The organism is Dermabacter sp. HMSC08H10 (assembly GCF_001807585.1).
Lineage (GTDB): Bacteria > Actinomycetota > Actinomycetes > Actinomycetales > Dermabacteraceae > Dermabacter > Dermabacter hominis.
Map to the genome: position 1 here is coordinate 314,941 of NZ_KV789424.1, position 26,242 is coordinate 341,182.

23 protein-coding genes are annotated in these 26,242 nt (G+C 62.8%); 15 read left to right on the forward strand and 8 right to left on the reverse strand.

Annotated features, from left to right (window positions below):
* Nucleotides 1-10: 10 nt before the first annotated feature.
* Nucleotides 11-1,810 (reverse strand): AMP-dependent synthetase/ligase, encoded by a 1,800-nt coding sequence (locus HMPREF3176_RS04225; protein WP_070458523.1) that lies wholly within the window; start codon nt 1,808-1,810, stop codon nt 11-13.
* 133 nt (nt 1,811-1,943) lie between these two features.
* Between HMPREF3176_RS04225 and HMPREF3176_RS04230 the strand changes: the two genes are divergently transcribed.
* Nucleotides 1,944-2,669, forward strand: coding sequence for a lysophospholipid acyltransferase family protein (locus HMPREF3176_RS04230; RefSeq protein ID WP_070458838.1), 726 nt, complete (start codon nt 1,944-1,946; stop codon nt 2,667-2,669).
* A gap of 46 nt (nt 2,670-2,715) precedes the next feature.
* Nucleotides 2,716-4,140, forward strand: a complete 1,425-nt coding sequence (locus HMPREF3176_RS04235; RefSeq protein ID WP_052126924.1) for a class II 3-deoxy-7-phosphoheptulonate synthase — start codon at nt 2,716-2,718, stop codon at nt 4,138-4,140.
* Nucleotides 4,141-4,146: 6 nt separating this feature from the next.
* Here HMPREF3176_RS04235 and pknB read toward each other — a convergent pair whose 3' ends face one another.
* On the reverse strand, nt 4,147-6,276 hold the full coding sequence (gene pknB / locus HMPREF3176_RS04240) for a Stk1 family PASTA domain-containing Ser/Thr kinase (protein ID WP_070436101.1): 2,130 nt from the start codon (nt 6,274-6,276) through the stop codon (nt 4,147-4,149).
* A 64-nt stretch (nt 6,277-6,340) separates the two neighbouring features.
* Between pknB and HMPREF3176_RS04245 the strand changes: the two genes are divergently transcribed.
* Nucleotides 6,341-6,715: an Rv2175c family DNA-binding protein gene (locus HMPREF3176_RS04245; RefSeq protein ID WP_232049701.1), complete on the forward strand. Its 375-nt coding sequence runs from the start codon at nt 6,341-6,343 to the stop codon at nt 6,713-6,715.
* Nucleotides 6,716-6,766: 51 nt separating this feature from the next.
* Here the strand turns inward: HMPREF3176_RS04245 and HMPREF3176_RS04250 are convergent, their stop codons facing one another.
* Nucleotides 6,767-7,849 (reverse strand): polyprenyl synthetase family protein, encoded by a 1,083-nt coding sequence (locus HMPREF3176_RS04250; RefSeq protein ID WP_070458526.1) that lies wholly within the window; start codon nt 7,847-7,849, stop codon nt 6,767-6,769.
* Between the two features lie 162 nt (nt 7,850-8,011).
* Here HMPREF3176_RS04250 and HMPREF3176_RS04255 point away from each other — a divergent pair, with 162 nt between their 5' ends.
* The 3 genes from HMPREF3176_RS04255 to HMPREF3176_RS04265 all read left to right on the forward strand — a co-directional run bounded on the left by HMPREF3176_RS04255 (nt 8,012) and on the right by HMPREF3176_RS04265 (nt 11,470).
* A complete protein-coding gene (locus HMPREF3176_RS04255; RefSeq protein ID WP_070458529.1) occupies nt 8,012-9,307 on the forward strand; it encodes a hypothetical protein in 1,296 nt (431 codons plus the stop codon).
* A 74-nt stretch (nt 9,308-9,381) separates the two neighbouring features.
* A complete protein-coding gene (locus tag HMPREF3176_RS04260) occupies nt 9,382-9,807 on the forward strand; it encodes a universal stress protein (protein ID WP_061211813.1) in 426 nt (141 codons plus the stop codon).
* Nucleotides 9,808-9,934: 127 nt separating this feature from the next.
* On the forward strand, nt 9,935-11,470 hold the full coding sequence (locus HMPREF3176_RS04265; RefSeq protein WP_101686352.1) for an RNA polymerase sigma factor: 1,536 nt from the start codon (nt 9,935-9,937) through the stop codon (nt 11,468-11,470).
* Between the two features lie 90 nt (nt 11,471-11,560).
* Here the strand turns inward: HMPREF3176_RS04265 and HMPREF3176_RS04270 are convergent, their stop codons facing one another.
* Nucleotides 11,561-11,761 (reverse strand): DUF7455 domain-containing protein, encoded by a 201-nt coding sequence (locus tag HMPREF3176_RS04270; protein WP_016664675.1) that lies wholly within the window; start codon nt 11,759-11,761, stop codon nt 11,561-11,563.
* A 150-nt stretch (nt 11,762-11,911) separates the two neighbouring features.
* On the opposite strand from HMPREF3176_RS04270, the gene HMPREF3176_RS04275 reads away from it, so the two are divergent.
* The gene (locus HMPREF3176_RS04275) at nt 11,912-14,029 is read left to right on the forward strand and encodes a DNA gyrase/topoisomerase IV subunit B (RefSeq protein ID WP_070436096.1); all 2,118 of its coding nucleotides are present in this window, start codon (nt 11,912-11,914) and stop codon (nt 14,027-14,029) included.
* A gap of 3 nt (nt 14,030-14,032) precedes the next feature.
* Here HMPREF3176_RS04275 and HMPREF3176_RS04280 read toward each other — a convergent pair whose 3' ends face one another.
* Together HMPREF3176_RS04280 and HMPREF3176_RS04285 are read right to left on the reverse strand one after the other, a co-directional pair.
* The gene (locus HMPREF3176_RS04280; protein WP_070458532.1) at nt 14,033-14,902 is read right to left on the reverse strand and encodes a D-hexose-6-phosphate mutarotase; all 870 of its coding nucleotides are present in this window, start codon (nt 14,900-14,902) and stop codon (nt 14,033-14,035) included.
* Nucleotides 14,899-17,361 carry a DNA gyrase/topoisomerase IV subunit A gene (locus HMPREF3176_RS04285; protein WP_070458534.1) on the reverse strand — a complete coding sequence of 821 codons (2,463 nt, stop codon included), beginning with the start codon at nt 17,359-17,361 and terminating at the stop codon, nt 14,899-14,901. Before HMPREF3176_RS04285 ends, HMPREF3176_RS04280 begins: the two co-directional genes overlap by 4 nt.
* 62 nt (nt 17,362-17,423) lie before the next feature.
* Between HMPREF3176_RS04285 and HMPREF3176_RS04290 the strand changes: the two genes are divergently transcribed.
* From HMPREF3176_RS04290 to HMPREF3176_RS04300, 3 genes are read left to right on the forward strand one after another with little or no spacing between them, the layout of a single operon-like run.
* Complete coding sequence (locus HMPREF3176_RS04290) at nt 17,424-19,871, forward strand: GNAT family N-acetyltransferase (protein WP_070436093.1); 2,448 nt, start codon at nt 17,424-17,426, stop codon at nt 19,869-19,871.
* Nucleotides 19,868-20,425: a DUF5998 family protein gene (locus HMPREF3176_RS04295; protein ID WP_016664670.1), complete on the forward strand. Its 558-nt coding sequence runs from the start codon at nt 19,868-19,870 to the stop codon at nt 20,423-20,425. The genes HMPREF3176_RS04290 and HMPREF3176_RS04295 overlap by 4 nt, the downstream gene beginning before the upstream one ends.
* Complete coding sequence (locus tag HMPREF3176_RS04300) at nt 20,422-21,516, forward strand: alkaline phosphatase family protein (RefSeq protein ID WP_070436092.1); 1,095 nt, start codon at nt 20,422-20,424, stop codon at nt 21,514-21,516. The genes HMPREF3176_RS04295 and HMPREF3176_RS04300 overlap by 4 nt, the downstream gene beginning before the upstream one ends.
* 22 nt (nt 21,517-21,538) lie before the next feature.
* On the opposite strand, the gene sepH is transcribed toward HMPREF3176_RS04300, so the two are convergent.
* A complete protein-coding gene (gene sepH / locus HMPREF3176_RS04305; protein ID WP_070436091.1) occupies nt 21,539-22,822 on the reverse strand; it encodes a septation protein SepH in 1,284 nt (427 codons plus the stop codon).
* 244 nt (nt 22,823-23,066) lie between these two features.
* On the opposite strand from sepH, the gene HMPREF3176_RS04310 reads away from it, so the two are divergent.
* A complete protein-coding gene (locus HMPREF3176_RS04310) occupies nt 23,067-23,369 on the forward strand; it encodes a DUF4193 domain-containing protein (RefSeq protein ID WP_016664667.1) in 303 nt (100 codons plus the stop codon).
* 14 nt (nt 23,370-23,383) lie between these two features.
* Here HMPREF3176_RS04310 and HMPREF3176_RS04315 read toward each other — a convergent pair whose 3' ends face one another.
* Entirely contained in the window at nt 23,384-23,872 is a 489-nt protein-coding gene (locus HMPREF3176_RS04315) for a DUF3093 domain-containing protein (protein ID WP_070436090.1), read from the reverse strand.
* Nucleotides 23,873-23,986: 114 nt separating this feature from the next.
* Here HMPREF3176_RS04315 and dut point away from each other — a divergent pair, with 114 nt between their 5' ends.
* The 4 genes from dut to HMPREF3176_RS04335 are packed head-to-tail and all read left to right on the forward strand — an operon-like array spanning nt 23,987 to nt 26,234.
* Nucleotides 23,987-24,487, forward strand: a complete 501-nt coding sequence (gene dut, locus HMPREF3176_RS04320) for a dUTP diphosphatase (RefSeq protein WP_034373341.1) — start codon at nt 23,987-23,989, stop codon at nt 24,485-24,487.
* A 2-nt stretch (nt 24,488-24,489) separates the two neighbouring features.
* Complete coding sequence (locus tag HMPREF3176_RS04325; protein WP_034373338.1) at nt 24,490-25,173, forward strand: DUF3710 domain-containing protein; 684 nt, start codon at nt 24,490-24,492, stop codon at nt 25,171-25,173.
* Between the two features lie 3 nt (nt 25,174-25,176).
* Nucleotides 25,177-25,539 carry an OB-fold nucleic acid binding domain-containing protein gene (locus HMPREF3176_RS04330; RefSeq protein WP_070436089.1) on the forward strand — a complete coding sequence of 121 codons (363 nt, stop codon included), beginning with the start codon at nt 25,177-25,179 and terminating at the stop codon, nt 25,537-25,539.
* Nucleotides 25,536-26,234, forward strand: a complete 699-nt coding sequence (locus tag HMPREF3176_RS04335) for a DUF3159 domain-containing protein (protein WP_016664662.1) — start codon at nt 25,536-25,538, stop codon at nt 26,232-26,234. The genes HMPREF3176_RS04330 and HMPREF3176_RS04335 overlap by 4 nt, the downstream gene beginning before the upstream one ends.
* Nucleotides 26,235-26,242 lie beyond the last annotated feature (8 nt).

The following is a 26,242-nucleotide window of genomic DNA, read 5'->3' on the forward strand; positions in this document are numbered from 1 at the left end:
CGTTGCCGCCTTACTTCTTCGTGTAAATGCGGTCGATGACCTCGGAGAAGTCCTTCACAACAGCGGCACGCTTGAGCTTGAACGACGGGGTGAGGTAACCGTTTTCCTCCGTGAAATCCGCATCGATGATCTCGAACTTGCGGATCGACTCTGCGCGGGAGACCGAGGTGTTCGCTTCGTCAACGACCCTCTGGACCTCGGCGATGACCTGCCCGTTCGTAATGGCTTCGGCAAGCGACATCGACCCGAGCCCCTGGTTTTTGAGCCACCGGGGGAGCATTTCGCGGTCGAGAGTCACGATTGCGGACACGAACGGCTTTTGGTCGCCAAGAACGATGCACTGGCCAACGACGGGGCTCTGGCGAACGGTGTCCTCGAGCTGGGCCGGCGACACGTTCTTGCCTCCTGCGGTGACGATGATTTCTTTTGAACGGCCCGTGATCGTGATGTAGCCGTCCTCATCGATGCTCGCGGTGTCGCCCGTGTTAAACCAGCCGTCCTGGAGGGCCTGCGCGGTGGCTTCGGGGTTGTTCCAGTAGCCCTTGAATACCATGACGCCTTTGACGAGCAGCTCGCCCTTGTCGTTGAGCTTGACCTTGGAGCCGGGGAAAGGTGGACCAACGGTGCCAATTTTCACGTTCCACGGGTTGTTGACCCCCACGGGAGCGGTTGTTTCCGTAAGCCCGTAGCCTTCGAGAATGGTCACGCCGATCCCGCGGAAGAAATGGGGGAGGCGATCGCCAAGCGGTGCACCACCCGAGATTGCGTAGGTGAGTTTGCCACCCATGAGATTGCGCAGCTTCGAGTACACGAGCGCGTCGAACAGCTTGTATTGGGCTTTCACGTGCAGGGGAATCTTGCCCGTGTTGAGGCCCTTTGAATACTGGATGGCAACCTCGACGGCACGGTGGAAAATCTTGCCCTTACCGTCGCCAACAGCCTTCTGCTCAGCGCCGTTATACACCTTCTCGAAAACGCGCGGCACAGCGAGGAGAACGGTGGGCTTGAACGAGGCGAGGTCGTCAAGAAGGTGCTTTGCGTCGGGAGAGAACCCGGTCGTGCATGCCGTCACGATCGTGATGAACGTGATGTCGCGGGCGAACACGTGCGCGAGCGGAAGGAACATCAGCAGGCGCGATCCAGGGGGCATAACCGCCTCGCCCAGAAGACCCACTGCGTTGAGGGATTGATCCATGAAGTTCGCGTGCGTGAGCTCTACGCCCTTGGGTCGGCCGGTCGTGCCGGAGGTATAGACGATTGTCGCGGTGTCTGACTTGTGCCGGCTCTTGCGTGACTTTTCAATCGCGTCGTCGTTGATATCGGCTTCTGCGACGGAGAGCTGCTCGATGATGCCCTCTTCGATGACCCACACCTGCTCGAGATCCGAGAGCGAAGAGCGGACTTCGTCGATGTCCTGCGCATGGCCGGCGTTTTCGCAAAAAATGAAGCGCGCACCGGAATCGGAAGCGATCCATTCGATCTGGCCGGGGGAGGACGTTTCGTAGATCGGCACGCTGATCGCCCCGGTGAACCACAACGCCCAGTCGATGAGTACCCATTCGAAGCGCGTGCGAGACATGATCGCGACTCGGTCGCCGGGCTTGACGCCTTCGTTGATAAGCCCCTGTGCGAGACGCTTCACGAGCGTGATGAATTCCGGTGCGTACATGGGTGACCATGTGCCGGGCGTGAGCTGACGCTCCCACAGGGGAATGTCGGCGTACTTGGTGCGGCGTAGAAGGAGGAAGTCGGTGATGTTTTCGTCTGGCTTCGACTCTGCGATTTGCGGCGTTTCGAACTCGCGTGACACGGGGGAATGCTCCTTGACTTCGAGGCGGGGTTGCACTCGAGTGTACGCGCCTTACGTGCATCGAGGCATGGAGGAGGCCTCGTGTGGCGCGTTCCCTCCCTCACGGTGGGTGTGGCCCTATAGGGTTATCCCCGTGCATCTCTATCCCGTCTTGCAGCCGATCGTTAAATTTCTGCTCACGCTCTTCTGGCGCCCCACAGTTGCGGGCCTCCAGCACGTTCCGTCTTCGGGGCGCATGATCATGGCGTGCAATCACACCTCCGCGTTCGAAACTTATTTTGTGCCGTGCATGATTCCGCGCGAGATTCACTGGCTTGGAAAGGATGCTCTTTTCAAGGGCAAGGGGGTACCGGGGAAGTTTTTTGCATGGCTCATGCGCTCGGTCAATGTGATTCCCGTCGATCGTTCGGGAAGCGGTGGCGCGAGCTCGGCGCTCGACGCGGGGATCGCGGTGCTCGAAGGTGAGCACGCCCTCGGCGTGTTCCCCGAGGGCACGAGGAGCCATGACGGGCGAATGTATCGCGGTAAGACAGGCGCTGTACGTCTCGCGCTCGCGACGGGTGCGCCCATCCTCCCCGTCGCCGAACTTGGCGCCTTTGAGGCGCAACGCTCGAAGAAATCCATCGTGCCGAAGCTCCGTTCAAAGCTCCATACACAGATCGGTCCAACGATCGACATGCGCGCGCAGCTGGCGACGTTGAGGGCAGACAAGCCGAGCGACGCACCCGCCACGCGCGAAGAACTTCGCACGCTCACGCGCTCGCTCATGGAGGCGATTCGCGAGCTATCCGGCCAGGAGTATGTGGACGAGTACGCCGCGGACGTGAAGAAAAGACTCAAGGACGCGAACGCCTCGTGAGTTCCGGTCGCGAGAGTGCCGCTGAGCGGACCCACATGTCGCGCTCGTGACTTTCGCCTACTATGTCCGGGTGAGTTATCAGAACCGTAACGTTGCCGCGACATTCCACCCGTTCGAGCTTTCCGAATCATCCGCCCATCTCGAGGCGCTTTCGTCGTGGCGCGAATATCCGAGGGTCCAGCAACCAACGTGGCCGAACGAGCAGGAGCGGGCACGGGTCTTTGATGAACTGAGGGCCGCGCCCCCACTCGTGTTCGCGGGCGAAGTTGACCTTCTTCGCACCCACCTCGCTAAAGCAGCGCGTGGCGAGGCATTCCTCCTTCAGGGAGGCGACTGCGCAGAAACCTTTGCGGACTCGACTGCCGACCGCATCAAGAACAAGGTGCAGACGATCCTCCAGATGGCAGCAATCCTGACCTACGGCGCCTCGCTTCCCACGATCAAGATGGGGCGCATGGCCGGTCAGTTCGCGAAGCCTCGCTCGAGCGACACCGAGACGATCGACGGCGTGAGCCTCCCGAGTTACCGCGGCGATGCGGTCAACGGCTACGAGTTCACCTCCGAATCCCGCACGCCCGATCCCTCGCGCCTGTGGAAGATGTACACGACCGCTTCGCAGACCCTCAATCTTCTGCGCGCGTTCACGGGCGGCGGCTTCGCGGATCTGCGGCAGGTGCAGGCCTGGAACAAGGGGTTCGTGGAGTCCGACGCCTACTCGAAGTACGTGCGAGTCGCGGATGATATTGAGCGAGCCGTGCGTTTCATGGAGGCCATCGGTGTGGACTTCGACCCGATTCGCATGGTCGAGTTTTATTCGTCTCACGAGGCACTTCTCCTCGACTACGAGGAGGCCCTCGCGCGCGTCGACTCGCGCACGGGTGAGATCTACGGATGCTCTGGCCACTTCCTGTGGATCGGTGAGCGAACCCGCCAGCTCGACGGCGCCCACGTGCACTTTATGTCGCAACTGCGCAACCCGATCGGCGTGAAGCTCGGCCCGAACGCGAGCGCGGATGACATGCTTCGGCTCGCAGAGGTCCTTGATCCGGAGCGCGAACCGGGCCGTCTCACGTTTGTGACCCGCATGGGCGCCACGAACGTGCGCGAGAAGCTTCCCGTGCTGCTCACGGCAGCAAAGCGTGAAGGAATTGAAGCCGTGTGGGTGACAGACCCGATGCACGGCAACACGATCACGAGCTCGAACGGCTATAAGACTCGCCGTTTCGACGACATCATGGATGAGGTGCGCGGCTTTTTTGAGGCGCACTGGGAGGTCGGCACAAACCCTGCTGGTCTTCACATGGAGCTCACGGGCGATGACGTCACCGAGGTTCTAGGCGGTTCCAGCGAGCTTGACGAAGAGGGCTTGCACCGCCGCTATGAGACGCTCGTCGACCCGCGCCTCAATCACTCGCAGTCGCTTGAACTCGCGTTTCTCGTCGCCGACATGCTTGGCGATCGGCCGAGCTGATCACCGCTAGTACACCGTGATCGTCACGGTCGAGCCGCGCGGTACTTTGGTGCCGCCCGGCTGCGACTGCTGGGACACGAGGCCAAAGACGGGCGTGCCTCGCTCGTAGACGACCTGGACCTTGAGCCCGGCTTTTTCGAGCGCCGCGCGGGCGTCGGCTTCGCTCTTGCGGAAAACGTCGGGAACCCCCACGAGGTTGGGGCCGAGCGAGATGGAGATCTTGACTTCGCTGCCTGGAAGCACCGACGTGGCCCCGGCGGGATCTTGCGAGATGACCTGGCCGGCGGGCACGTTCGAGTTGTACTGCTCGTTCACTTTTGGCACGAGGCCCGCGCCTTCAATGGCTTTGATTGCCGCTTTGCGCTCACTTCCCGCGACGCTCGGAACCTCGACCGGCTCGGGTCCGTCACTGACCGTGAGCGTGACGTGCGTGCCCGCGGGCAGTGACGCGTCTGCGGGGTCTTGGCTGATCACGATGTCTTTCGGCACGTCGGCCGAGTATTCGCGGGTCTCGTTGACCTGAAAACCTGCGTCAGTGAGGGCTGAGGTGGCGTCGGAAACCGCCTGCCCTTTCACCTGCGGAACGTCAAAGAGTTCCTGCCCGAGGGAAATAGTGAGGCGCACGGAACTGCCTTTGCGGACCTCCGCTCCCGTGGCGGGATCCGAGGATATGACGTGGCCCTTCGGGACGTCGTCGCTGTAGGCCTGTGCCGTTGTCACCGTAAGTTGTTGCGCCGTTAGCGCGGCTTCAGCGTCGCTGAGAGTTGCGCCCGCAACGAGCGGCACGGTGCGCGCGCCGCCAGGGCCTTCTGTGTCGTACCAGCGTACGCCGCCAAAGACGAGCGCTGCGACGAGTGCAAGGACGCTTGCGAGTGCGAGGAGGCGCAGGGCTGGCGAGGGGTGGGACTCGCTCGCATGGGCACCGCGCGAGCGGCGAGGGCCCGTGAGGGTTACTTCTCGGATGCTTTCATCGGCATCGGGGGAGTCCGACGGCTGCTCGCGGAGCTCGAACTTTTTCCTGACCGCCGCTCCCGCACCGCTTCCGGTCGTGGAAAGTTCGCGACCTGAGGTGTCGTTTTCCCAGAACTTTTCTGAGGTTTTGTCATCGAGGAGGGCTTCGTTCGACGGCGATGCCGGGGATACCGGTGATACCGGGGAGGCTGGTGACGAAGCGGAATCGGTGCGCGCCGTTGAGGGCGAGAACTGGCGTGTGAGTCGAGGAACGCCGGCCGTCTCGGCATTGGCCTTGACGTTCGGTGCGGGATGCGCACGGTAGGCGAGTTCGGTGGGGCTTAGTGTGTCGAGAGCCTCGTCAAGGGCGAGGAGTACTTCGTGGGCGCGCGTGGGCCTCGAGGCGGGCAAACGCGAGGCCGCCCACGTGATGATGGAGTCAACAGAGGCGGGGATGCCCGACGCAAATTGTGACGGTGCGGGGATGTCCTCATGCGCGTGCTGGTAGGCGATATGCACGGCCGAGTCGCCCTGGAAAGGAGTGCGGCCCACGAGCATTTCGAACATCATGATGCCCCACGAGTACAGGTCGCTTCGGGCATCGCTCACGCCGCGTGTGACAACCTCTGGGCTGACATACGCGACCGTACCGAGCAAGGTGCCGGTGGCGGAGGTCGTCGCGGATCCAACGGCGCGTGCGAGGCCAAAGTCGGCGACGAGGATGTCGCGCTCGGCGTTCACGAGAACGTTTTCAGGCTTGATGTCACGATGGATAATTCCGGAGCGGTGTGCGGCATCGAGCGCGGCGAGGACGTCGCGGCCCACACGCAGCGCGCGTTTGAGGCTGAGGGTTTTGTCGCGGCGGAGTTCGTCGCGCAGTGTCTCGCCCTCGACGAGTTGCATGGCAAGGTACACGCGCCCCTGATCTTCGCCCTGGTCGTAGACATTGACCACGTGGGGGTGGGTGAGTCGGGCCGCGCTTCGGGCTTCGCGAGAGAAGCGCGAGATGAATTCAGGGTTGTCCGCGAGATGCGGGTGCATGATTTTGAGCGCGACAGGGCGATGCAGGCGCTCGTCGAAGCCGCGATACACCGTGGCCATGCCACCGCGTGCGATCAGGTGCTCGACGCGGTAGCGGTTGCTAAGGACGAGGCCGATGTCTGGGGAAGAAGACTCGGTACTCACGCCGCAAGTCTATGCGGGCCGCCGCCGGGTGCCCGCGCACGACACCCTGGAATATGCTGAAGGCGTGAATATCTCAGCTGACGACATCGACCGGCTCGACTCTCTCGTAGAGGCGTGGCTCCCACTGCCCGACGTCGCGGAGATCCTCGGTATCTCGGTGACCAAGGTGCAGCGCTTGATTGAAGACTTCCACCTCGTCGAGGTGCGCCGCGGAACCCCTAAGGTCCGTTCTGTGCCCGCCGAATTCCTTCGTGACGGGGCGGTCCTTCCGCACCTTCGAGGCACGATCATGCTTCTCCACGACCAGCATTTTGCCGACCACGAGATCATCGAGTGGCTCTTTACCGACGATGCCTCTTTGCCCGGTCGACCTATCGACCATTTGCGAAGCGGGCAGCGTGGCGAGGTGCGCCGGCGCGCCCAGTCGCTCGGGTTTTAGCCGTATTTTTCGGGCACGGCCCGCGCGTCTTCACTCATGTGGGAAAGGGGCTCAGCGGTCCGTTCGGGCAAGTTTTCGCACGAGCAAGTCGAGGAGTTCGCACGATTCGCTCGAGGTGAGCGATGAGAGTTCGTTCGCGATAACTTCGCGCGCGTCGTCCTCGCGTTGACGAATGAGGTTCTCGACGCTCTCGCGTGCGCCCGTGGCCGTCATGATCTCGCGCACGCGTTCGATGCTCTCCGTATCTGCGTCAGAGTTTCCGACGGTTGCTGCGAGAACGCTGCGTTCGGTTTCGCCTGCGCGCTCCTGCGCGAGGGCGAGAAGCATCGTGCGCTTGCCTTCACGGATGTCTGAGCTTGTGGATTTCCCAAGGGCGGCCTCGTCCCCGAAGACTCCGTCGAGGTCGTCGCGGAGCTGGAAAGCTTCGCCAGCGGGAAGTGCGTAGGCGCCGAGGGATTCGAGGAGCGCGGGAGAAGCGTCGCAGCGGGTCGCGCCGATCATGAGAGGCCTGTGGACCGTGTAGGAGACGGTCTTCCAGCGCGTCACGAGGGAGGCGGAATCCGTTGCCGATTTCGTGGAGGTGATGGCGCCGGACTGGTTCAAGATGTCGAGGTACTGGCCGGTCATCACCTCTGCACACAGCGCCTGGAAATGAGCGCGGTCGTCGGCTCCGGCAAAAGCGTGAGAGGCAAGCTGATGGGCGAGCGCAAGGGCGAGATCACCGAGGATGACCGCGGTCGCGATACCGAAATCCTCCGCGCTTCCCGCGAGGTTGCGTGCCTCGTGTGCGTGGGTGGCGGCGGCATGTATAGCGGGGCGTCCCCTGCGGGTCGGCGAGTGATCGAGAACATCGTCGTGGATGAGGGCCGCTGCTTGCACGAGTTCGACGGCCGCGCCGAGCGTCGCCACGTCATTCGCATCTGCGTCTCCGAGCGAAGGGTTGGCAGCACACGCGCCCGCGTGCACGAACATCGGTCGCAGGCACTTGCCTCCCTCAAGAAAACCCGTGAGGAGCGCGGCAAGATCTGCAGCTTCCGGCGCGATTGCCCCCAGTGCGTCGCCCTCGGTTTCGAGGAAGCGCGTGAGGGTTGTGGTGACGCTCTCGCGAACGTCGTCGAAAGGGGGGTGATGCACGCGGATCCTCCTCGGCTTGGTGTGGTGTGCTCTCGCCGTGCTGTTGTGAATTTCCATCGTGCCACAGAGCGACGAACTGCGGTTTGGGCCCCACAGACGCAGCCCTCCACAAGCGAGGATCTCAGGCGTGCACGTTCGGTCAATAGCGGCAACTCTTGAGGCATGACACACAAAACACAGCATTATTCATGCGAGTCGCAAGCGCTTGCTCCCACCGTTAATCTGCTTGATGCACGCGATGTTTTTGCGGCAGTCGCCATGCACTTTGACCGTCTTGATATCGATTCCTCACTCATCGTCTTTGGATGTGGTGCGAGTCCAAATGGCGAGGCGGGGGTCATGCTCAGCAGGATGCGCATTGACGAGGGCACAGAGCCCGAATGGGCAGCCTTTGAGGTGTCGCGGCTCGCACTCAACCTCCAGGCGCTCGGCGCAACTCACCTCGCCGTCCTCGCTACGGGTTCGCCGGTTCCCGGCGAATGCACAGAGTGCCCGGGGGAGAGGGCCGAATGCTTCGATAGAGATCGTCACGACACGCAGACCATCGATCTGCTCGTTGCGCTGTGCGACCTTGTCGCCGAGGCGTGCCTCATGCGCGGTCTCACTATCCCCTGTGCCTTACACGCCTATGAAGGGCCGTGGGCGCTCAGTACGACGGCAGATGGCGACTACTGGAAAGTCACGCACCTTGGTCTGCTCGAAGAAAGTCAGTTCGCTGCGAGCGCGGTCGCAAGCGGCATTCCCTTTCGCGAAAAAGTCGAGAGGGAGGCGATGGACGGTGCTTTCCTTGCCTCCGTTCGCTCGCTGTGCGAGAGCGACACCGAATTTCGCACCTTCACGTGCCTCGAGGGGCCGAGTCGTAGCGCGCTCGAGGAACTGAGTGCTCAGCACGCGCGTCACGAACGAGAGGGCGGGCGCATGGGGGATGGTGACGCCAAGCGCCTTCAGGACGCCGTTCACGTGCTCGCATCGCTAGCGGCATTGGGGCCCGGGCGTGACCACATCATCGCGCACGTCGTGGAATCTGAACAGAACGCTTTTGCGAGCCCCTCGGAGGCCATCGCTTCAGTGTTCGAGGACCCAGAGTTTCTTCCGGGGCCGCATCTCATGCCCGGCGGCCAGGGCGATCGTGTGATCGAGGTGTTTAAGAGCCTGTGGCGAACGTCGAATGCGTGGGATTGTTCGCCTCGCTACCGCGAGGCTCTCGCCAATCTTGGGGCGATTGCCGCCTTCCTCCTGTGGTTCAGCGGGCGTATGGGGGAGGCCTTCCGCGTGGCGGATGACATCCTCGCAGCCGGAGACCACTGCGATATGGCTGAACTCGTTCTGGGTCTCGCGCATGCGGGAATATGCCCGCTTTGGCTTGAAAAACGTATGCCTCGACTCATGGATAACTGTGGTCAGAGCAAGAGTCCGGGACCGCGTGTACGTGTGACGAACCGGGCCGAAACTCAGTAGACTTGCTCCGCACGATTATTGAGCTTCCCCCGCGTGCTCACTACTCGAGCGCGCTGTTTGTAGAAAGGATCGCCATGGTTGTCGTCGCCGCCTATGCCCCGACGTCTCAGGGAGATGCCGCGCTCGAGGCTGCGATCCGCGACGTGGCCGTCACTGACCGCGAGCTCCTCGTAGCTTCGTTCCCGTACGCGGATCCTTTCGAAGGTGCGTGCTGCGCGAATGCCGAGGAAGTCCAGGAAGCGATCAACCGCGTGTCTGCACGCATGAGCCACGACGAGCGTGCCTACCTCGAAACTCTCAAAGTGCGCGTGCGTGAGGCGGGAGCTGAAAGCAGCAAAGACATCGGTGATTTTCTTCTGCGGGTTGCGCGCGAGGAGAACGCAAGCGTCATCGTGATCGGCCTTCGGCACAGCGCCCCCGTAGGCAGACTCATGCTCGGCCAAACCGTGAAACGGCTCCTACTCGAGGCGCCGTGCCCCGTTCTCGTGACAAAAGACTAGGTGCGCCTGGAATAGATCCGAATATCGGGCCGTTATAATTGTACGGTTCGTGCGCGATTCGCCCGCCGCCACACGGTGCGAGAGCTGAGCCCGCGCACCACCCTCGGATCCCAACTGAAGGAAGCCTGTGTCGACGAGCACGTCTAAGAAAGAAGAAGTCACGAAGAACATCGAGGCCCTCGCGTCGGCTCTCGATGGAGCGACTTCGGTGAGCTACGAGGCCCTCAAGGCCTCCGCCAAGTCCCTCGGTATCTCCCCGTACAAGGTTGCATCGCTCTCCAACAAGCTCGAGGAGACCGGGATCGAGATCCTCGACCGTCCGAGCGACTCCCGCAAGAAGAAGGCAGCCTCGAAGAGCGCCGGCGCGAGTAAGGGCGATGCCGCTGATTCCGTCGAGGCCTCGAAGAGTGCCCCGAAGCGCGGCAAGAAAGCTGCGTCGAAAAAGGACACCTCGAAAAAGACCGCTTCGAGTGCGAAGAGCGAGCCCGAAGCGGAGACGGCCGAGCAAGACGCTCCTCGTGAAAAGGACGGCTCCGAAGAAACAGAATCGAAGGCCTCGCGCAAGAGGGCTGCCAAGCGTACGTCGGCGAAGAAGGCCGGCAAACGCGGCACCAAGAAAGAAGATTCTGCTGCGGAAGGCTCCAGCGGCGCAGACGACACCGACTCCGCCGACGACGACGATCCGAGCAAGGGCTTCGCGCTCACGAACGACGATGATGATTCGCCGGCTCAGCAGGTTGTGACCGCCGGCGCCACTGCCGACCCGGTGAAGGACTACCTCAAGCAGATCGGCAAGGTCGCGCTGCTCAATGCCGTCCAGGAGGTTGAGCTCGCCGAACGCATCGAGGCCGGGCTCTATGCCGAGCACAAGCTTAAGCAAGATCCATCGCTCAAGAAGAGCATCGAGGGCCGCGACCTCGAACTTATCGTTGCTGACGGCAAGGCCGCGAAGGACCACCTGCTCGAGGCAAACCTCCGACTCGTCGTGTCGCTGGCAAAGCGGTATACGGGCCGCGGCATGCTCTTCCTTGACCTCATTCAGGAGGGCAACCTCGGTCTCATTCGCGCCGTAGAGAAGTTCGATTACGCGAAGGGCTACAAGTTCTCGACCTACGCGACCTGGTGGATTCGTCAGGCGATCACACGTGCGATGGCAGACCAGGCCCGCACGATCCGCATCCCGGTTCACATGGTCGAGGTCATCAATAAACTCGCACGCGTTCAGCGCCAGATGCTCCAGGATCTCGGCCGCGAGCCGCTTCCAGAAGAACTCGCGAAGGAACTCGATATGACCCCCGAAAAGGTCGTCGAGGTCCAGAAATACGGCCGCGAGCCCATCTCGCTGCACACCCCGCTTGGCGAGGATGGCGACAGCGAGTTCGGTGACCTCATCGAAGACTCCGAAGCCGTTGTGCCCGCAGATGCCGTGAGCTTCACGCTTTTGCAGGAACAGCTTCACTCCGTACTCGATACGCTCAGCGAGCGCGAATCCGGTGTGGTCGCGATGCGTTTCGGCCTCGAGGACGGCCAGCCCAAGACCCTCGATGAAATCGGCAAGGTCTACGGAGTGACGCGCGAGCGTATCCGCCAGATCGAGTCGAAGACCATGAGCAAGCTCCGGCACCCGTCGCGCTCGCAGGTCCTTCGCGATTACCTCGATTAAGTCGAGTCAAGAGAAGAACAGTGGCCGCACCGTGTGGTGCGGCCACTGTTCTTTTCTAAGGGCTTTTGGGCTTCCCGCAGTCACTGCGCCCTATTCGGCGCTCAAGCGCTCGGTTTCGTCGACAACGCGAGTGGCGATTCCCTCGAGCGCCTCGGCGTTTGCGCGCGCGTGGTGGGCGCAAAACAGAAGCTCGCCGCCCACCTCAAGTTCGAACTTCACGTAAGCCTGCGCGCCGCAGCGATCGCAGCGATCGTGCGCGGTCAAAGTGCGTTCTTCAAGCATCGTTTCCATGCCCCCATTCTCGCCTTGACGCGCCCTCGAAGCGAGCAGTAACGATCCCGGTTCGCTCGCAGCGCAATCGCCTGTGGTACGCCTAACGCGGGGCAATCGTCGAGCCCAAAAATCCACCGAAACAGGGGCGTTCCCGCCTAAGATCGGGGCGTGGCACAAAAGACAAACTCCCAGACGGCAGCCTACGATGCAGCGAACCTTCAAGTCCTCGAAGGCCTCGAAGCCGTACGTAAACGCCCAGGTATGTACATCGGCTCGACGGATTCGCGCGGCCTTATGCACTGCCTGTGGGAGATTCTTGATAACGCGGTTGACGAGGCCCTCGGCGGTTTTGGCGACGAGATCACGATCATCCTCCACCCCGACGGCTCGATCGAAGTTCAGGACAAAGCGCGAGGCGTCCCGATCGACAAGGAGCCGCGCACGGGGCTCACGGGCGTCGAAGTCGTTTACACCAAGCTGCACGCGGGTGGGAAGTTCGGCGGCGGTTCATACTCGAATTCGGGCGGCCTCCACGGCGTCGGTGCATCGGTCGTCAACGCGCTGAGTTCTCGCATGGACGTCGAGGTTGACCGAGGCGGCAAAACCTACGCCATGAGTTTCCAGCGAGGCATCGCGGGCACTTTTGACGATCAGGGCGCGCCCGATCCTGCCTCGCCGTTTACGAAGTTCACAGGCGCAGGTGAATTGCGCGAGATCGGCAAGGTCAAGCGAGGCGTCACTGGCACGCGCGTGCGCTACTGGGTCGATTCGCAGATCTTTATCAAAGGAGCCCACGTCGTCCTCGACGAGATTCAGCGCCGCGCCCGCCAAACGGCGTTCCTCGTCCCAGGGCTCACAATCGTTCTTCTCGATAGGCGCGAAGAGCGCACCCCCGAACAGAGCGAGCGCACCGTCTTCCACTACGCGGGCGGTATCTCCGAATTTGTCGACTATCTCGCGAAGGACCAGAAAATCACCGACGTGATTCGGCTGACGGGATCGGGCGACTACACGGAAACCGTGCCGGTTCTCGATAAGAGCGGCCACATGGTCTCCAAGGACGTGAGCCGTACGTGCGAAGTCGATATCGCTTTGCGGTGGGGTGCGGATTACGACACGACCGTTCGGAGTTTCGTCAACATTGTCGCAACGCCCAAGGGCGGAACCCACGTCACCGGCTTTGAGCAGGCGCTCGTCAAGGTCGTCCGTAAGGCCGTCGATGCGCAATCGCGCCGCGTGAAATTCAACGCGAAGAAAGAAAAGATCGAAAAGGACGACACCCTCGCGGGCCTCACCGCGGTGGTCACCGTCCGTATCGATGAACCACAGTTCGAGGGCCAAACGAAAGAAGTCCTCGGGACCCCCGCCGCGCGTCAGATCGTCGCGAAAGTCGTCGAGCGTGAACTCGGCGCATTCCTCGCATCGACCAAGAAGGGCGAAAAAGAGCAGGCGGCGCTCGTTGTGGACAAGGTCGTGAGCGAGATGCGGGCGCGCGTGGCCGCACGCATGCACAAGGAAGTTTCGCGCCGCAAGAACGCGCTCGAATCCTCGACCATGCCCACGAAGCTCGCCGACTGCCGCCACACCGGGATCGACCGCTCCGAGCTGTTCATCGTCGAGGGTGACTCGGCACTCGGCACCGCGAAAAGCGCACGCGACTCGGAATTTCAGGCGCTCCTGCCGATCCGCGGCAAGATCCTCAACGTTCAAAAAGCCTCGATTACGGACATGCTCAAGAACGCCGAATGCGCCAATATCATCCAGGTGATTGGGGCCGGCTCTGGGCGCACATTCGATATTGAGCAGGCGCGCTACGGCAAAATCGTCATGATGACCGACGCCGACGTCGACGGCGCCCATATTCGCACCCTCCTGCTCACGCTTTTCCACCGCTACATGCGCCCGCTCATCGAGCAAGGCCGCATCTACGCGGCAGTGCCCCCTCTGCACCGCGTCGAGATCATTCACGGCGGTTCGAAAAAGAACGAATACGTGTACACGTACTCCGAGAAGGAACTGCAACAGCTTCTCAAGAAGCTCGAGCGTTCGAAGAAGCGGTACAAGGAGCCTATTCAGCGCTACAAGGGCCTTGGTGAAATGGACGCCGACCAGCTCGCGGACACGACCATGGACCCGTCGCAGCGCCTGCTTCGTCGCGTGACGATTCAGGATGCCGAATCGGCCGATCGCGTGTTCGAGCTCCTCATGGGCTCCGAGGTCGCCCCTCGCAAGCAGTTCATCGTCGAAGGCGCGGAAGAACTCGACGTCGAGAGGATCGACGCCTAGAGCTCAGCTGTGCTCGAGGGTATAGCGCGCCGTGAGAGTGTGCGTCGTTCCTGGGGCGAGATGCACAGTTCCGCCTTCGCTCACCGCAGTTTCGACGCACACGAATCGCGTCCATTCGCTGTCGGGAATGTCGGCGGTGGCGGCGACGTCCGCCTGCCAAGGCGTCCACACGACCGTGCGGCTTGCGCCGTGCTGGTCGATGACCATCCGACGCGCGGCACCGGGGTCGGTCAACACGAGCGGCGGTGCTGCTTCGAAGACCAGGTCGGTGGGGGCGCAGAAGCGGAGGACCGAGGGGCCTAGGCCCGCGGTGCGAGAGCGGGCAGCATCGGTGTAGGGAACGTTCTCGAGGCCTCCGACGGTTGCCTCGCGCACGTCGCTCACGAGGAAATACGTGTGGAACGCCGCCTCAAGGTCGAGGGGTGTGCCGCCTGCGGTGACGTCCAGGCTGAGCTCGAGTGTCGCGCCCGCACGGACGTGCAGCCTGGCCGCTTCTACTTCGAACCCGAGATAGTTGCGGATCTCAGCGAGGTCGAGGGAGACGTTGATGGTGCCGTCGGGGGTGACCTCAACGCTTGCAAGCTTCCACTGGGCACGCCGGAACCATCCGTGTTGTGGCTCTTCGGTGCCCGAGTTTCCGCGGCCAAACCACGGGCCTATGAGCGGGACTCCGCCGCGGGTGTGATGCCCGGGAGTGAACGTCGCAAGGGGCGAGAGCCACAGGGTCTCGTCATGACCGTTCGGGATCCAGCTCGTCACGTGGCCGCCGGACAGCGAGAGATCGAGGGCGCATGCGTGAGTGCGGGCGCTCAGTACGGTGGCGCCCTCGCGCTCGCTGAGCGTCACGCCGTCGGGAATGGTTAGTGGCGTCATGACAGGGAGCCTACCGAGGCGATCGGGAGCGTGAGGGGCGAGCCGGATCCGTCTCGCCTGGCGATCGGCGAAGGAAGGTCGATGGGAGCGCCGGCATCCGAACATGCGAGTGCGGGCGAATTGACGATCCATGCGGAGATCAGCACGTCTTCGCCGCGCAGGAAGCGATGGCAGCGAACGCCACCTGTCGCTCGTCCCTTCGCCGGGTATTCCGAGGCGGCGGAAACCTTGAGCGAGCCTGATTGGACTCCGTCGAGTGCGCTCGAGGAGCCCGCGACGGTCACGACTTCGCCGGGTTTCGTGACATCGAAGGCGCCGAATCCGATGACCGCGTCGCCCTCGCCGAGCTTGATACCGGCGACGCCCGAGCCGCTGCGTCCCTGGGGACGCACGCCCGAGGCGGGGAAGTGGAGGAGGTGAGCGTGGGCGGTGATAAAGGCCAGATCCATGTCGGCATCGTCGCGCATGTCGACGACGCCCACGACACGGTCGTCACCCTTGAGCGTCAAGATGTCGAAACCGTCCGACTTCGGGAAGTCTCTGTTGACGCGCTTGACGACGCCGTTCGCGGTACCGAGCGCGATGCCGCCTTTGTCGGTTTCACCTTCGGGAAGGTCGAGCCGCACGAGGCCCACGACCGTTTCACCTTTCTCGAGCGAGAGGAGGTCGGTCAAGCGTGTTCCGCCCGCGATCGACGAGGATCCAGCCGAAGGTGCGAGCGCAGGAAGGTCGACGACATCGACGTGGAGGAGACGACCGAGGTCGGTGACGGCGCCAATCACGGAGCGTGTCGTTGTGCTCACGCGTGCACGGATGACATCGTGTTGCGAGCGCGTGTGCGCATCGGCATTTACGGCGTCGATGCGCGGGACCCTGGCAACGAGTCCGGTTCCGGACAGGAGGACATCGCACGGCGCGTCTTCGATCTCGAGGCTCGCGGGCGTGGCTTTGGCCTTCGCGGCATCGGCCTCGAGGAGGATCGTTCGGCGCGGCGTTCCATGCTCTTCGGCGACGGCCTGAAGCTCTGCGCTCACAACGCGGTGGAGCGCAGCCTCCTCGGAGAGAATTTCCAGCAGCTCTGCGATCTCGCGTTCGAGTTCGTCGCGCTCTGACTCGAGCTCGAGCCGCGAGAACTTTGTGAGTCGGCGAAGACGCAGTTCGAGAATGTATTCGGCCTGTGCACTCGAAAGGTCGAAGACGGCCATGAGGCGCTCGCGCGCACTCTCGACCGTGTCCGAGGAGCGAATGATCTGAATGACCTCGTCGATGTCGACGATCGCGATGAGGAGGCCCTCAACGAGGTGGAGACGATCGCGCCGCTTGCCGAGACGGAACTCAGTGCGGCGACGCACGACGTCGATGCGGTGATCGAGGAAGACGCGCAAGAGCGGTTTGAGGCCGAGCGTGCGGGGTTGCCCGTTCACGAGCGCGACATTGTTAATGCCGAAGGAATCCTCCATGGGGGTGTGCTTGTACAGCTGCTGGAGGACTGCCTCGGGATTGAAGCCGCTCTTGAGGGTGAGCACGAGCCGCATTCCGTTCTTGCGGTCGGAGAGGTCCTGGTAGTCGCTAATGCCCTGGACCTTCTTGGCCTGCACTGCATCGCGGAGCTTTTCGGCGATTTTCTCCGGGCCGATCTGGTAGGGCAGTTCGGTCACGACGATCGCCTTCTTGCGGCTCGTGACATTCTCGACTTTGGTGGTCGCGCGCATCTTGAAAGTTCCGCGGCCGGTCTCGTAGGCGTCACGGATACCGTCGAGCCCTACGATGCGGCCACCGCTTGGAAGATCGGGGCCGGGAACGAAGCGCATAAGGTCCTCGAGCGAGGCCTCTGGATTGTCGAGGAGGTGACGCGCAGCCGCGATGACCTCGACGAGGTTGTGGGGCGCCATGTTGGTGGCCATGCCCACCGCGATACCCGCGGCGCCGTTGACGAGGAGGTTCGGGTATTGGGCGGGCAGGACTTCCGGCTGGAGAAGCTGATTGTCGTAGTTCGGCACCATGGTGACGACGTCCTCGTCGAGCGAGGCCGTCATCAGGAGCGCGGCCTTAGCCATGCGCGCCTCGGTGTAGCGGGCGGCCGCGGGGCCGTTGTCGAGCGAGCCAAAGTTGCCGTGGCCATCCACGAGGGGCAGGCGCATGTTGAAGTCTTGCGCGAGCCTCACGAGTGCGTCGTAGATCGCGGAGTCACCGTGCGGGTGGAGCTTACCCATCACATCGCCGACCACACGCTGGCTCTTCACGTGCCCCTTATCGGGGCGAAGGCCCATGTTGTCCATCGTGTAGAGAATCCTGCGCTGAACAGGCTTGAGGCCATCGCGGGCGTCGGGGAGCGCGCGGGAGTAGATCACCGAATACGCGTACTCAAGGAAGGACGTCTCCATCTCGCTCGTGACGTCGATGTCGACGATGTTTTCCTTGATCGGCTCCGGGGCGGGCGTAGAGGTACGTGAGGCCATGCAAACCATTGTGCCAGCGTCAATCCCACATACGGCGCAGGCGGCGAACGTAGAATTGTCACATGGCACGAGGAAGGCGAAGTGCGAAAGGGCGCGCACACGGTGGGCTCTACCCCGAGTGGTGGTCCTCCTACGAATGCGCGGCAAACGGCATGGGCATCCTCGTTCGGCCTCTCACGCCCGCGGATGCCCGTGCACTCGAGGCCTTTTACGGCGTTTTATCTCAGCGAACGCGGTATCAGCGGTTTTTCACGTCGAAGCAGTCGCTTAGCCGCGATGAGCTCAAGCGGCTCACGCGCGTCGATGGACGTGATCGCATCGCCCTCGGTGCGTTCCGGGGGGAACAGATCGTCGGCGTCGCGCGTTTCACCCGGACCGCTCCCACGGTTGCGGACCTCGCGTGCGTCGTGGCCGACCATCTCCAGGGGCAGGGATTTGGTACAGTACTTCTCGAGCGCCTCACCGAACTCGCACGTTCGGTTGGGGTCGAGACCTTCACCGCAGATGTCCTCGCTGACAACGACGCGATGTTCCGCGTCCTCGAGCGTTTGGGTTTCGCTCTCGAGCGTGGCGAGGCGGAAGAAGGGGCCGTGGCCCTTTCATGGAGCGCGGTTCCGACGGCTGCCACCGATGAGGCGCGCCGCGATCGCGTACGTCGAGCCGAGGCCGCATCCATGTCGCTGTTGTTTGACGCGACGTCGATCATGGTCGTTGGGGCAAGTCGACGGCGCGACCAAGTAGGGGCGCAGATCATTCGCGGGCTTATCGCAAGCGGTTTCAACGGCACTATTTTCCCCGTGAATCCCGAGGCTTACGAGATCAACGGGTTGAAGAGTTTTGGAAGCATCGCCGATGTGCCAGGCCCCGTCGACCTCGCTGTCCTCGCCCTCCGGCCCGACCGTTGTATCTCGGCCATAGATGATCTCGCGGACCGCGGCGTGAAGGCAGCGGTCGTGGTGAGCGCAGGTTTTGCCGACGCGGGCGATGAAGGCTATGCCGCGCAAGAAGCGCTCGTGCACGCTGCTCGAAAGCACGGAATCCGCATTCTGGGCCCCTCGTCCCTCGGCTTCTTTAGAACGGGGGAGAACCCCCTCAACGTATCTTTGTCTCCACGAACCTCGGAACGTGGAACGATCGCGATGGCGGGGCAGTCAACGGCGCTCAGCGCGATGATCCTCGCGGGGGCTGATTCACGTGGCTTGCGGGTGAAGGAATTTCTTTCCGCGGGAAATCGCGCAGACCTATCCCTGACGGACGCTCTTGAACGCTGGCGCGAGGATGAGGACATCGAGCTCGTCGCACTCTCGCTCGAGTCCCTCGGCGACCCAGCGCGCCTCATCTCCCACATAGAGGCCCTTTCGGCGCGCGTGCCCGTGCTCATCGTGCGCCCGCCGAACGAACCTGAGCGAGGGCCCGCCGACACCGCGCGTCAGTCCTCGACGCTTCCCGATGACGCGATTAATCAGATCCTCGACCGTGCCGGAGCCTTGCGCACCCAGAGTGTCGACCACCTCCTCGATACCCTTGCTCTGCTATCCCGCGAGGGGCGCGCGCACGGCACTCGCGTGGGCCTTCTCTCGAATTCGAGTGCGCTTGGTGCGACCTTGCGCGCCGCCGCGCACGAGGCTGGACTCGACGTGCGAAGTGAGAACTTCCGCGTGCCGATCGTCGGCGACGACCGGTTCGTTTCGCGCGCCTTCACGGCGATGGCCGCGCCCGGGGGAGTGGACTGCGTTATCGCCGCGATTCTGGACACTCAGCGCGTGGATCTCATCCATCTCGCCGAGGCTCTCGCGACCCTCGCCTCCGGCTCCGCCGTCCAGGTGCTCATGGTCGTCGTGAGCGATGAGCCCCGCGTTCGCGTGCTCAGGTCCGCGCTTCGCGAAAACCCGAACCTGCCGCCGGTATTCGCCACTGCATCCCGTGCAAGCGAGGCTCTGGCCACGTCGCTGCGGGCTGCGCACACGCGTGCACACAGGCGCCCCTCTGCGCACGCTCCTCGAACCCTGACCGCCGCTCAACTCGATGACGCGCGCACGGCCCTTGCGTCATCCCAATTTCCACGAGCCCTCCTCAGCGCTCTCAACCTCCCGTATAACGATGTGCGCAGGGCTCGCGAGCACGAGTGCGAGCTTCGTATTCGGCTCGACCGGGATGAAGCCCTCGGACCGATCCTCTCTCTCGCACTCACCGGAATCGCCTACGAGGTCTTTGGCGATGCGTCCTATGCGCGCTTACCGCTTCACGGCGGCACAGCGGAGGCCATGCTCGAGGAACTTGTCGCGGTGAGCGTGCTTGATGCCGCCGCTCCACGTGGTTCGCATGGCCGCGCGCTTCTCACGAGCGCCATCGATACTCTCGCTTCTGCATTCCTCGAGCTTGAAGACCTCACGTCGCTCACTCTGAGCCCAGTGCGAGTGAATGCCCGTGGGATAGAGATCAGCGGATGCGAGGCAACCGTCGGACCACGCCACCTGAGCACGCCTGACCTCACTACACTGGAACCATGAGCCTTCCACCGACACTTCTCACGGAACTTGAGCTTGCCGGATATTTTCCCGACACGGCCCGCGCCGCTCTTGAGCGTGCGGTGCGCGATGCCCGAATCCGCAGCTATCTCGTGAGGCCCGAGACCACATTCGACGGGCCGGAAGTGCGACGTCACCTCACGATCCTCGCGCTCACGGACGACCATTTGCTCATCGTGCATCTCGACGATGAGAGCGCGGATGCACTCAATCCCACCCAGGTCATTGTGTCGACCGAACGCGTGAAACTTGCTCGCGTGGGCAATCTCGCGCTTGCCCAGGCGTACGACACTGACGGAACCGCGATCGCACCGCGCGAAGCAGAGGTGACGCTCGGCCTCAGTTGGGGCGCGAACCGCAGGCTCGATGTGCAGCCCGCATGGTGCGATGACCCCCAATGCAGCGCCGACCACGGCTACACGGGTGAGAGTCGCGAGGCCGACCTCGTGCTGAGGGTGAGCGCACTCGCCGACGGCGAGCAGGCCATCGCCGACGCACTCGCGTTTTTCGATTCTCTCTACGACGCTACGCAATGACCGCCCCCGTCGATTGGCGCGAGGGCACGCCCCGCCTCGTGCGAAAGTGGCGTGACGCGCTCGAGGACGGTTCAGGGCGCGACCTCTTGATCCTCGTCGACGGCCTAGGCTTTGAGGCGCTTGAGCGTGCGAGGGCACACGCTCGGTTTTTCCGTGCCCACGCGAGGGAGATCGAACGAGAGACGACCATCGCGCCCGCGACCACGACGAGCGTGCTCGCCTCACTCTTCACGGGGCTCGCGCCGCTCAGCCACGGCATCCTCGGCTATGAAGGGCTTACGGCGAGCGGCTCCCGAGTCAACAATCTTACGGGTGCTAAGGACCTTGGGCCGCGCGAGTGGATTCGCGTGGATATTTCCGAGCAGCGCCAGCAGCGGCGGGTCGCGCACGTGGGGCCCGCACGCTACCGCACGAGCTTCCTCACGGGAATGCTCCAGCCCGCCGAACACTGGGACTTCTTCGGCTACTCCTCACCCGGAGGCCGGATCGGTGCCCTGCGAAAGGCACTCGCTCACGTGGGCGATAACGGTGCGTGCTATCTTCACGCTCCTGAAATCGACAAGGCTGGGCATCGCTATGGGCCAGGCTCAACCGCGTGGCTCGACGCTCTCGAGGATACGGATAGGTTCCTCGGCACGCTCATGCGTGCGCTTCCTCCACGGACCCGGGTGAGTATCACCGCTGATCACGGCATGATCCCCGCCAACTTTGACCACATTGCCGATCTCGCCCAGGCGCCCGCTCCGCTTTCGCGGTGCACGGGCGTCGCGGGGGAGGGGCGCGCACTCATGGTTCGGTTCAACAGTTCCGACGGTAGCCCACCCCTCGCCGATCTTCGCGACTGGGTAGGGGAGCGGGGCCTCGTTCTCGACGCCGAACAGATGCTTTCGAGCGGTCTGCTCGGCGACCCGGGTTTCGCCGATTCGCGGGTGGTGCACGAACGCCTCGGAGATGCCCTCATCTTTGCGCGGGGACACCACCAATTCACTCACACCGGCTTCGTGTCAGCGGCCTCTCTCGAGCAGCGCGGCGTGCACGGCTCGCTGAGCGAGGCCGAACTTTTCGTGCCGTTCCTTCAAATCGAGGTGTGAGTGGCGTCTTGAGGTGGAGGTGTCAGTCCCTGTGCCCGAAGACGATGTCATCCCATGACGGAATCGAAGCGCGCTGGCGCTTGGGCTTCTTCGCTGGCTTCTTTGGCTCATCGTCAAAGCCCGGAAGTGGTGTGAGCTGAGAGTCCTCGTCTCCGCCTTCTTCGGCTGACTCTTCGGTGCCATCGGCGGCCGGTGCGGTTTCTGCGGCGTCCTCGGCCGGCTCTTCGCCCTCGGGAGTCTCGTCTTCGCGAGGGTCCTCTTCGGAGGCCGAGGGGTCGTGCGCGGGGTCAGGAGCTTCGCTCAGATCCTCGGGAGCCTCGACATAGGAGACTTCCTCGGTGTCGAAAGAATCAGCGTGAACCTTGCGGTCATGGTGCCGCGCGGTAATCGGCACGATACGCACGGGGGCGGGGCGTTCCTCGCTCACAGGTTCGGGTTCCTCGCTGGCCGAAGGAGCCGGATCGGATGGTTCTTCTGGCGTGTATTCCTCGAGGCTCTGCCAGGGCGAGGTTTCTGTGGCGTCGGTCGAGTGCTCGAGCTGCGGCTCGGGCTGTGACACGGGTGCCTGCTGGCCGTGGTCGACAGACGGCGTGCCGCGGCGCGCATTGAGCTCATCGAGCTCACGCTCTGAAATGGGGGTGGTCGTCGCAGGAGTCTGGGCCGAACGAGGTGATTCGCCCTCTTCGACGTTGAACACGTGTGCGCGCTGCGCCTTGAAGCGGGGGCGCGCGGAGGGAGCCTCGGGTGCCACTTCGGAATCCGAAAGCCAGCGGGCCTCGTTGTCCTCGGCTGTCACGACGCGGTTCGGAAGATCGGCCTGCCACGTTGCGATGCGCGAGCGACCACCCGCGACGAAGGTGAGCTGGAGAGTCCAGGTACCGTCGCTTCGGCGCCACGCGTCCCAGTCGATGTCGTCTTCAACCCCTCGCGCACGGAGGCGAGGCTCAACAACATCGATGAGTTTTTCTGTTCCGCCTTTGGACGTGCGGAATTCTTGAGCACGACGGGCCGTGTGATCGCGTTCTGCTCGCACGGGCCCCTCGTAGCGCTTCACATGCTCAACATCCATGTCCGCAAGCTCGGCGATCGACTCGACTGTCGAGCCACCCCTGAGCATGGCTTGGATGTCTTTCGGTCGCAGCGCGGACGAATGGGACTGCTGAATGAGGCCAACGGACGAGGCATCGCGGCGCACCGCCGCGCGCAAAGCCTCATCAATGCGCACCGTGTACCGCTCGCCCTCAGCATCGAGCAGAATGAGGTGATCGGAGTTCTCGTGCAATCCGCCGAGTGTGAGCTCGCGCATTAAACGGCCTTCTTTCTCTGTCGAGGTCTCGCGTGCTGCCAATACTAAAGGGCCGGCCTCGAATAATACTGCTGACACGTCGAGGTCAGAGCGATCGCGGCCATAGAGGCGCGAGGAGCGGAACTCTGGTATCTTCTTCGGACAGCTTGCAAAGTGAGAGCCAACCTGGGAGAATTCCCGCCGTTGCTCAACTCCGCATTTGGCGCCAAACCCCCAGCGCCCCAGACCCCCGTGAAAGAGAATCATGGCCACCGATTACGACGCCCCATTCAAGAAGGACGACGACTCGAGCGAGGACTCGATTGAGGAACTCAAGGGGCGCCGGAACGATAACGCCTCGCCTGCCGTTGACGAAGACGAAGCCGAAGCTGCCGAGGGGTTCGAACTTCCCGGTGCCGACCTTTCCAACGAGGAACTCTCGGTAACCGTGCTGCCTCGTCAGGTTGACGAATTCACGTGTGGCTCGTGCTTCCTTGTGAAGCACCGCAGCCAGATCGATCACGTCGAGGGCAAGCTCATCATTTGTAAAGAATGCTCGGGCGACTGAAACCCTGCGAACCTTTAGCGGGTGTGCGAGGAAGAATCCTCGTGCGCCCGTTTTTTCTGCGCGGTTTTGAGAGCCAAGGCAAAATCTTCGGGGCGTCGTAGCGATAACACGAGTGCGGGTGTCGGGTCGTCGGGGTCGATAACCGGTACTTCAACGCCGGTCGAAATCCATCCGCGTACAACTCGAAAATCAAGAGGGCGAATGTCCGGCCCCAGAATTTTTTCGAAATCCGCTTTGTTCAGGATGCGCGGTTCACCGAGAACATCCACCTCGATGCGCGCGGGGCCTGCGGCAACCACATCCGCGCGGACCTCCACCACGGGCGAGGAGGCGACGAGAAGCGCCGGAAAGAAAGCCCCGAGGGTGATGGCGGTGGCAATACCGACGATCTCGCTCAATGGAGTAAGAATCGCCCCCAGCAAAACACCGAAGATAATCGCGATGCACACGACAAATGGGCCGGGATGGAGGCGCTCATGAAACAGGGAGGTCATGGCTGCCATCGTCTCACATGCCTCGAGGCGTACACGCGTCGCGCCTTGGGCTCGTCTCTATACGTGCCGCACCACGCACCCAGGAATCAGCGAGAAGAACCCGCGCGGGGATAGGCTTGAGACATGAGTGAAAACGCCACGGCATCCACGGCGTCGGCGGTCGAACTTCAGACCGTGTGCGACGCTCCAGAACTCTCGCTCACACGAGCGCACGCCGACGACGCGGGACTTGATCTCGCGAGTGCCATTGACTACGAGCTCGCCCCCGGTGAACGCGCTCTCATTCCCACGGGAGTGAGGATCGCGCTTCCGTCGGCTACCGTCGGACTTGTGTGCCCCCGTTCGGGGCTCGCCGCAAAGCATGGCATCACAATTGTGAATGGTCCCGGGATTGTGGATGAGGGCTACCGTGGCGAACTCAAGGTTGCCCTTCTCAACACGGACCGGAGCGACACTCTTCGCATTTCCCGCGGTGATCGCATCGCGCAACTCGTGATCGTCCCGATTCTGCGCCCGCGCATCGTGGACGTGGATTCTCTCGACGAAGCAGAGCGAGGCGAAGCAGGTTTTGGCTCGAGCGGCGGCTTTTCTTCGACCGCTGTCAGCACAGGAAACGAGGCATAGTCATGGGACTTTTTGGACGCTCAAAGAGGAAGGCTGCGCCCGCTGAAAACGTGCAGGCTTCTGAGGATCACGCCCCTGAACCAGAAGAGGTGAAGGGACCTTACGACATCGCGGACGCGCCCGACGACGAGCGACTCGATTTCGGATCGCTGCAGATCCCCGCACGCGAGGGTATGAGCATCGCCGTTGAGGTCGAGCAACGCTCGAGGGCTGTCACGGGCCTCACCCTGACCTACGGGGATTCCCAGGTCCAGGTCAATGCGTTCGCGGCTCCCAAAAGCGAAGGGCTGTGGGATGAGATCCGGAAGTCCTTGCGCGAATCGATCGCGTCGCAAGGCGGGACAACTGAAACGCGCGAGGGGACGTTCGGCACCGAGCTTTACGCTCGTATCCCGATCGCCGTCAAGGGATCGAACTCGCGCGCGCACCGACCCATGCGTTTCGTGGGTATCGATGGTCCCCGCTGGTTCTTGCGCGCTGTCATTTCCGGTGCCGCACTGCAGGCGGGACCGATCCGCGAAGAGATCGAGGACATCATTCGCTCAATCGTCGTCGTTCGCGGTTCGATGGCGAAGGCACCCCGCGAGGTACTCGAGTTGACGATTCCTGGGGAAGGTGCTGCGACTGCGCTCCCGGATGAAACCGACCCGCTCGGTCAGGGGCCCACAATCGCCGAAGTGAGGTAGCGCGTGAGCGTCTTTGCGAAGGCGAAGGAAATTCTGAACGTCTCATCGGCGGTCACCGATGATGAGGATGACGGCCTCGCGGATCGCGATGAGATTGGTTCGATCACCTCGCGTCGCCGCGCCCGCTGCCTCGGCACGGTGAGCTCGATCGTCGTGCAGCCGGCCGGCCGCGACCCGAAGCTCGACGTCGAGCTACACGACGGCACGGGAAGGCTCGCACTCGTCTGGCTCGGGCGGCAATCAATCGCAGGCATCGAGCCTGGGACACGTCTCGAAGTCGAGGGGTTTGTGGGTCTTCGCGGCCGCAAACGCCTCATGTACAACCCGCGCTACGCAATCCACGGTGTAAAGGACGACGGCCAGTGACCTCTCCTTCTTCTGCTCCCGAGCCACCCGCAACCGGCCTCAAGGCGAGTTTTTCCTCCAAGGAATACAGCGTCGTGGACGCGATCGGCGGTGTGCGCGGGCTAGTCGAGTCGGTCGTGCCGACTCTCCTTTTCGTCATCCTGTTCTTGCTCACTCGCAACGTCGTCATCGCAAGCGCCGCCTCGCTTGCCGTTGTGGCTATTGCCCTCATCTGGCGGATTGTCACGAAAAGCCAGGTCACGCCGGCGATAAGCGGCGCAATTGGGGTGGCTCTTGGGGCGTTCATCGCCATTAAAAGCGGCAACGGAAGCGGCTTTTATGTGCCGGGCCTTGTCACGAACGCCGTGTACGCCATCGGACTTCTGCTCTCTGTGCTCGTGAGACATCCCGCCGTGGGCTATGTCGCAGCGATCGTTGACCCGCGCGTGGCCCAGTGGCGATCGTCAAAAGCGGGCATGCACACCTACACCTCTTCCACGCTCCTTTTTGCAGGACTTTTCGTGCTCAAGGTCGCGGTGCAGGCCCCGCTGTATTTCGCGGGAGCGACGGACGCGCTCGGCGTAGCCAAACTGCTCATGGGAATACCCGCGTTTGTGCTCGTGACCTACGCGGTTTTTCTGCAGCACCGAGCGCTCGTGGGGCGTATGGAATCCGACGCCTCCCGCGCCTCACACCCTTCTGCGCCGAGCGCGTGAAGCCTGCG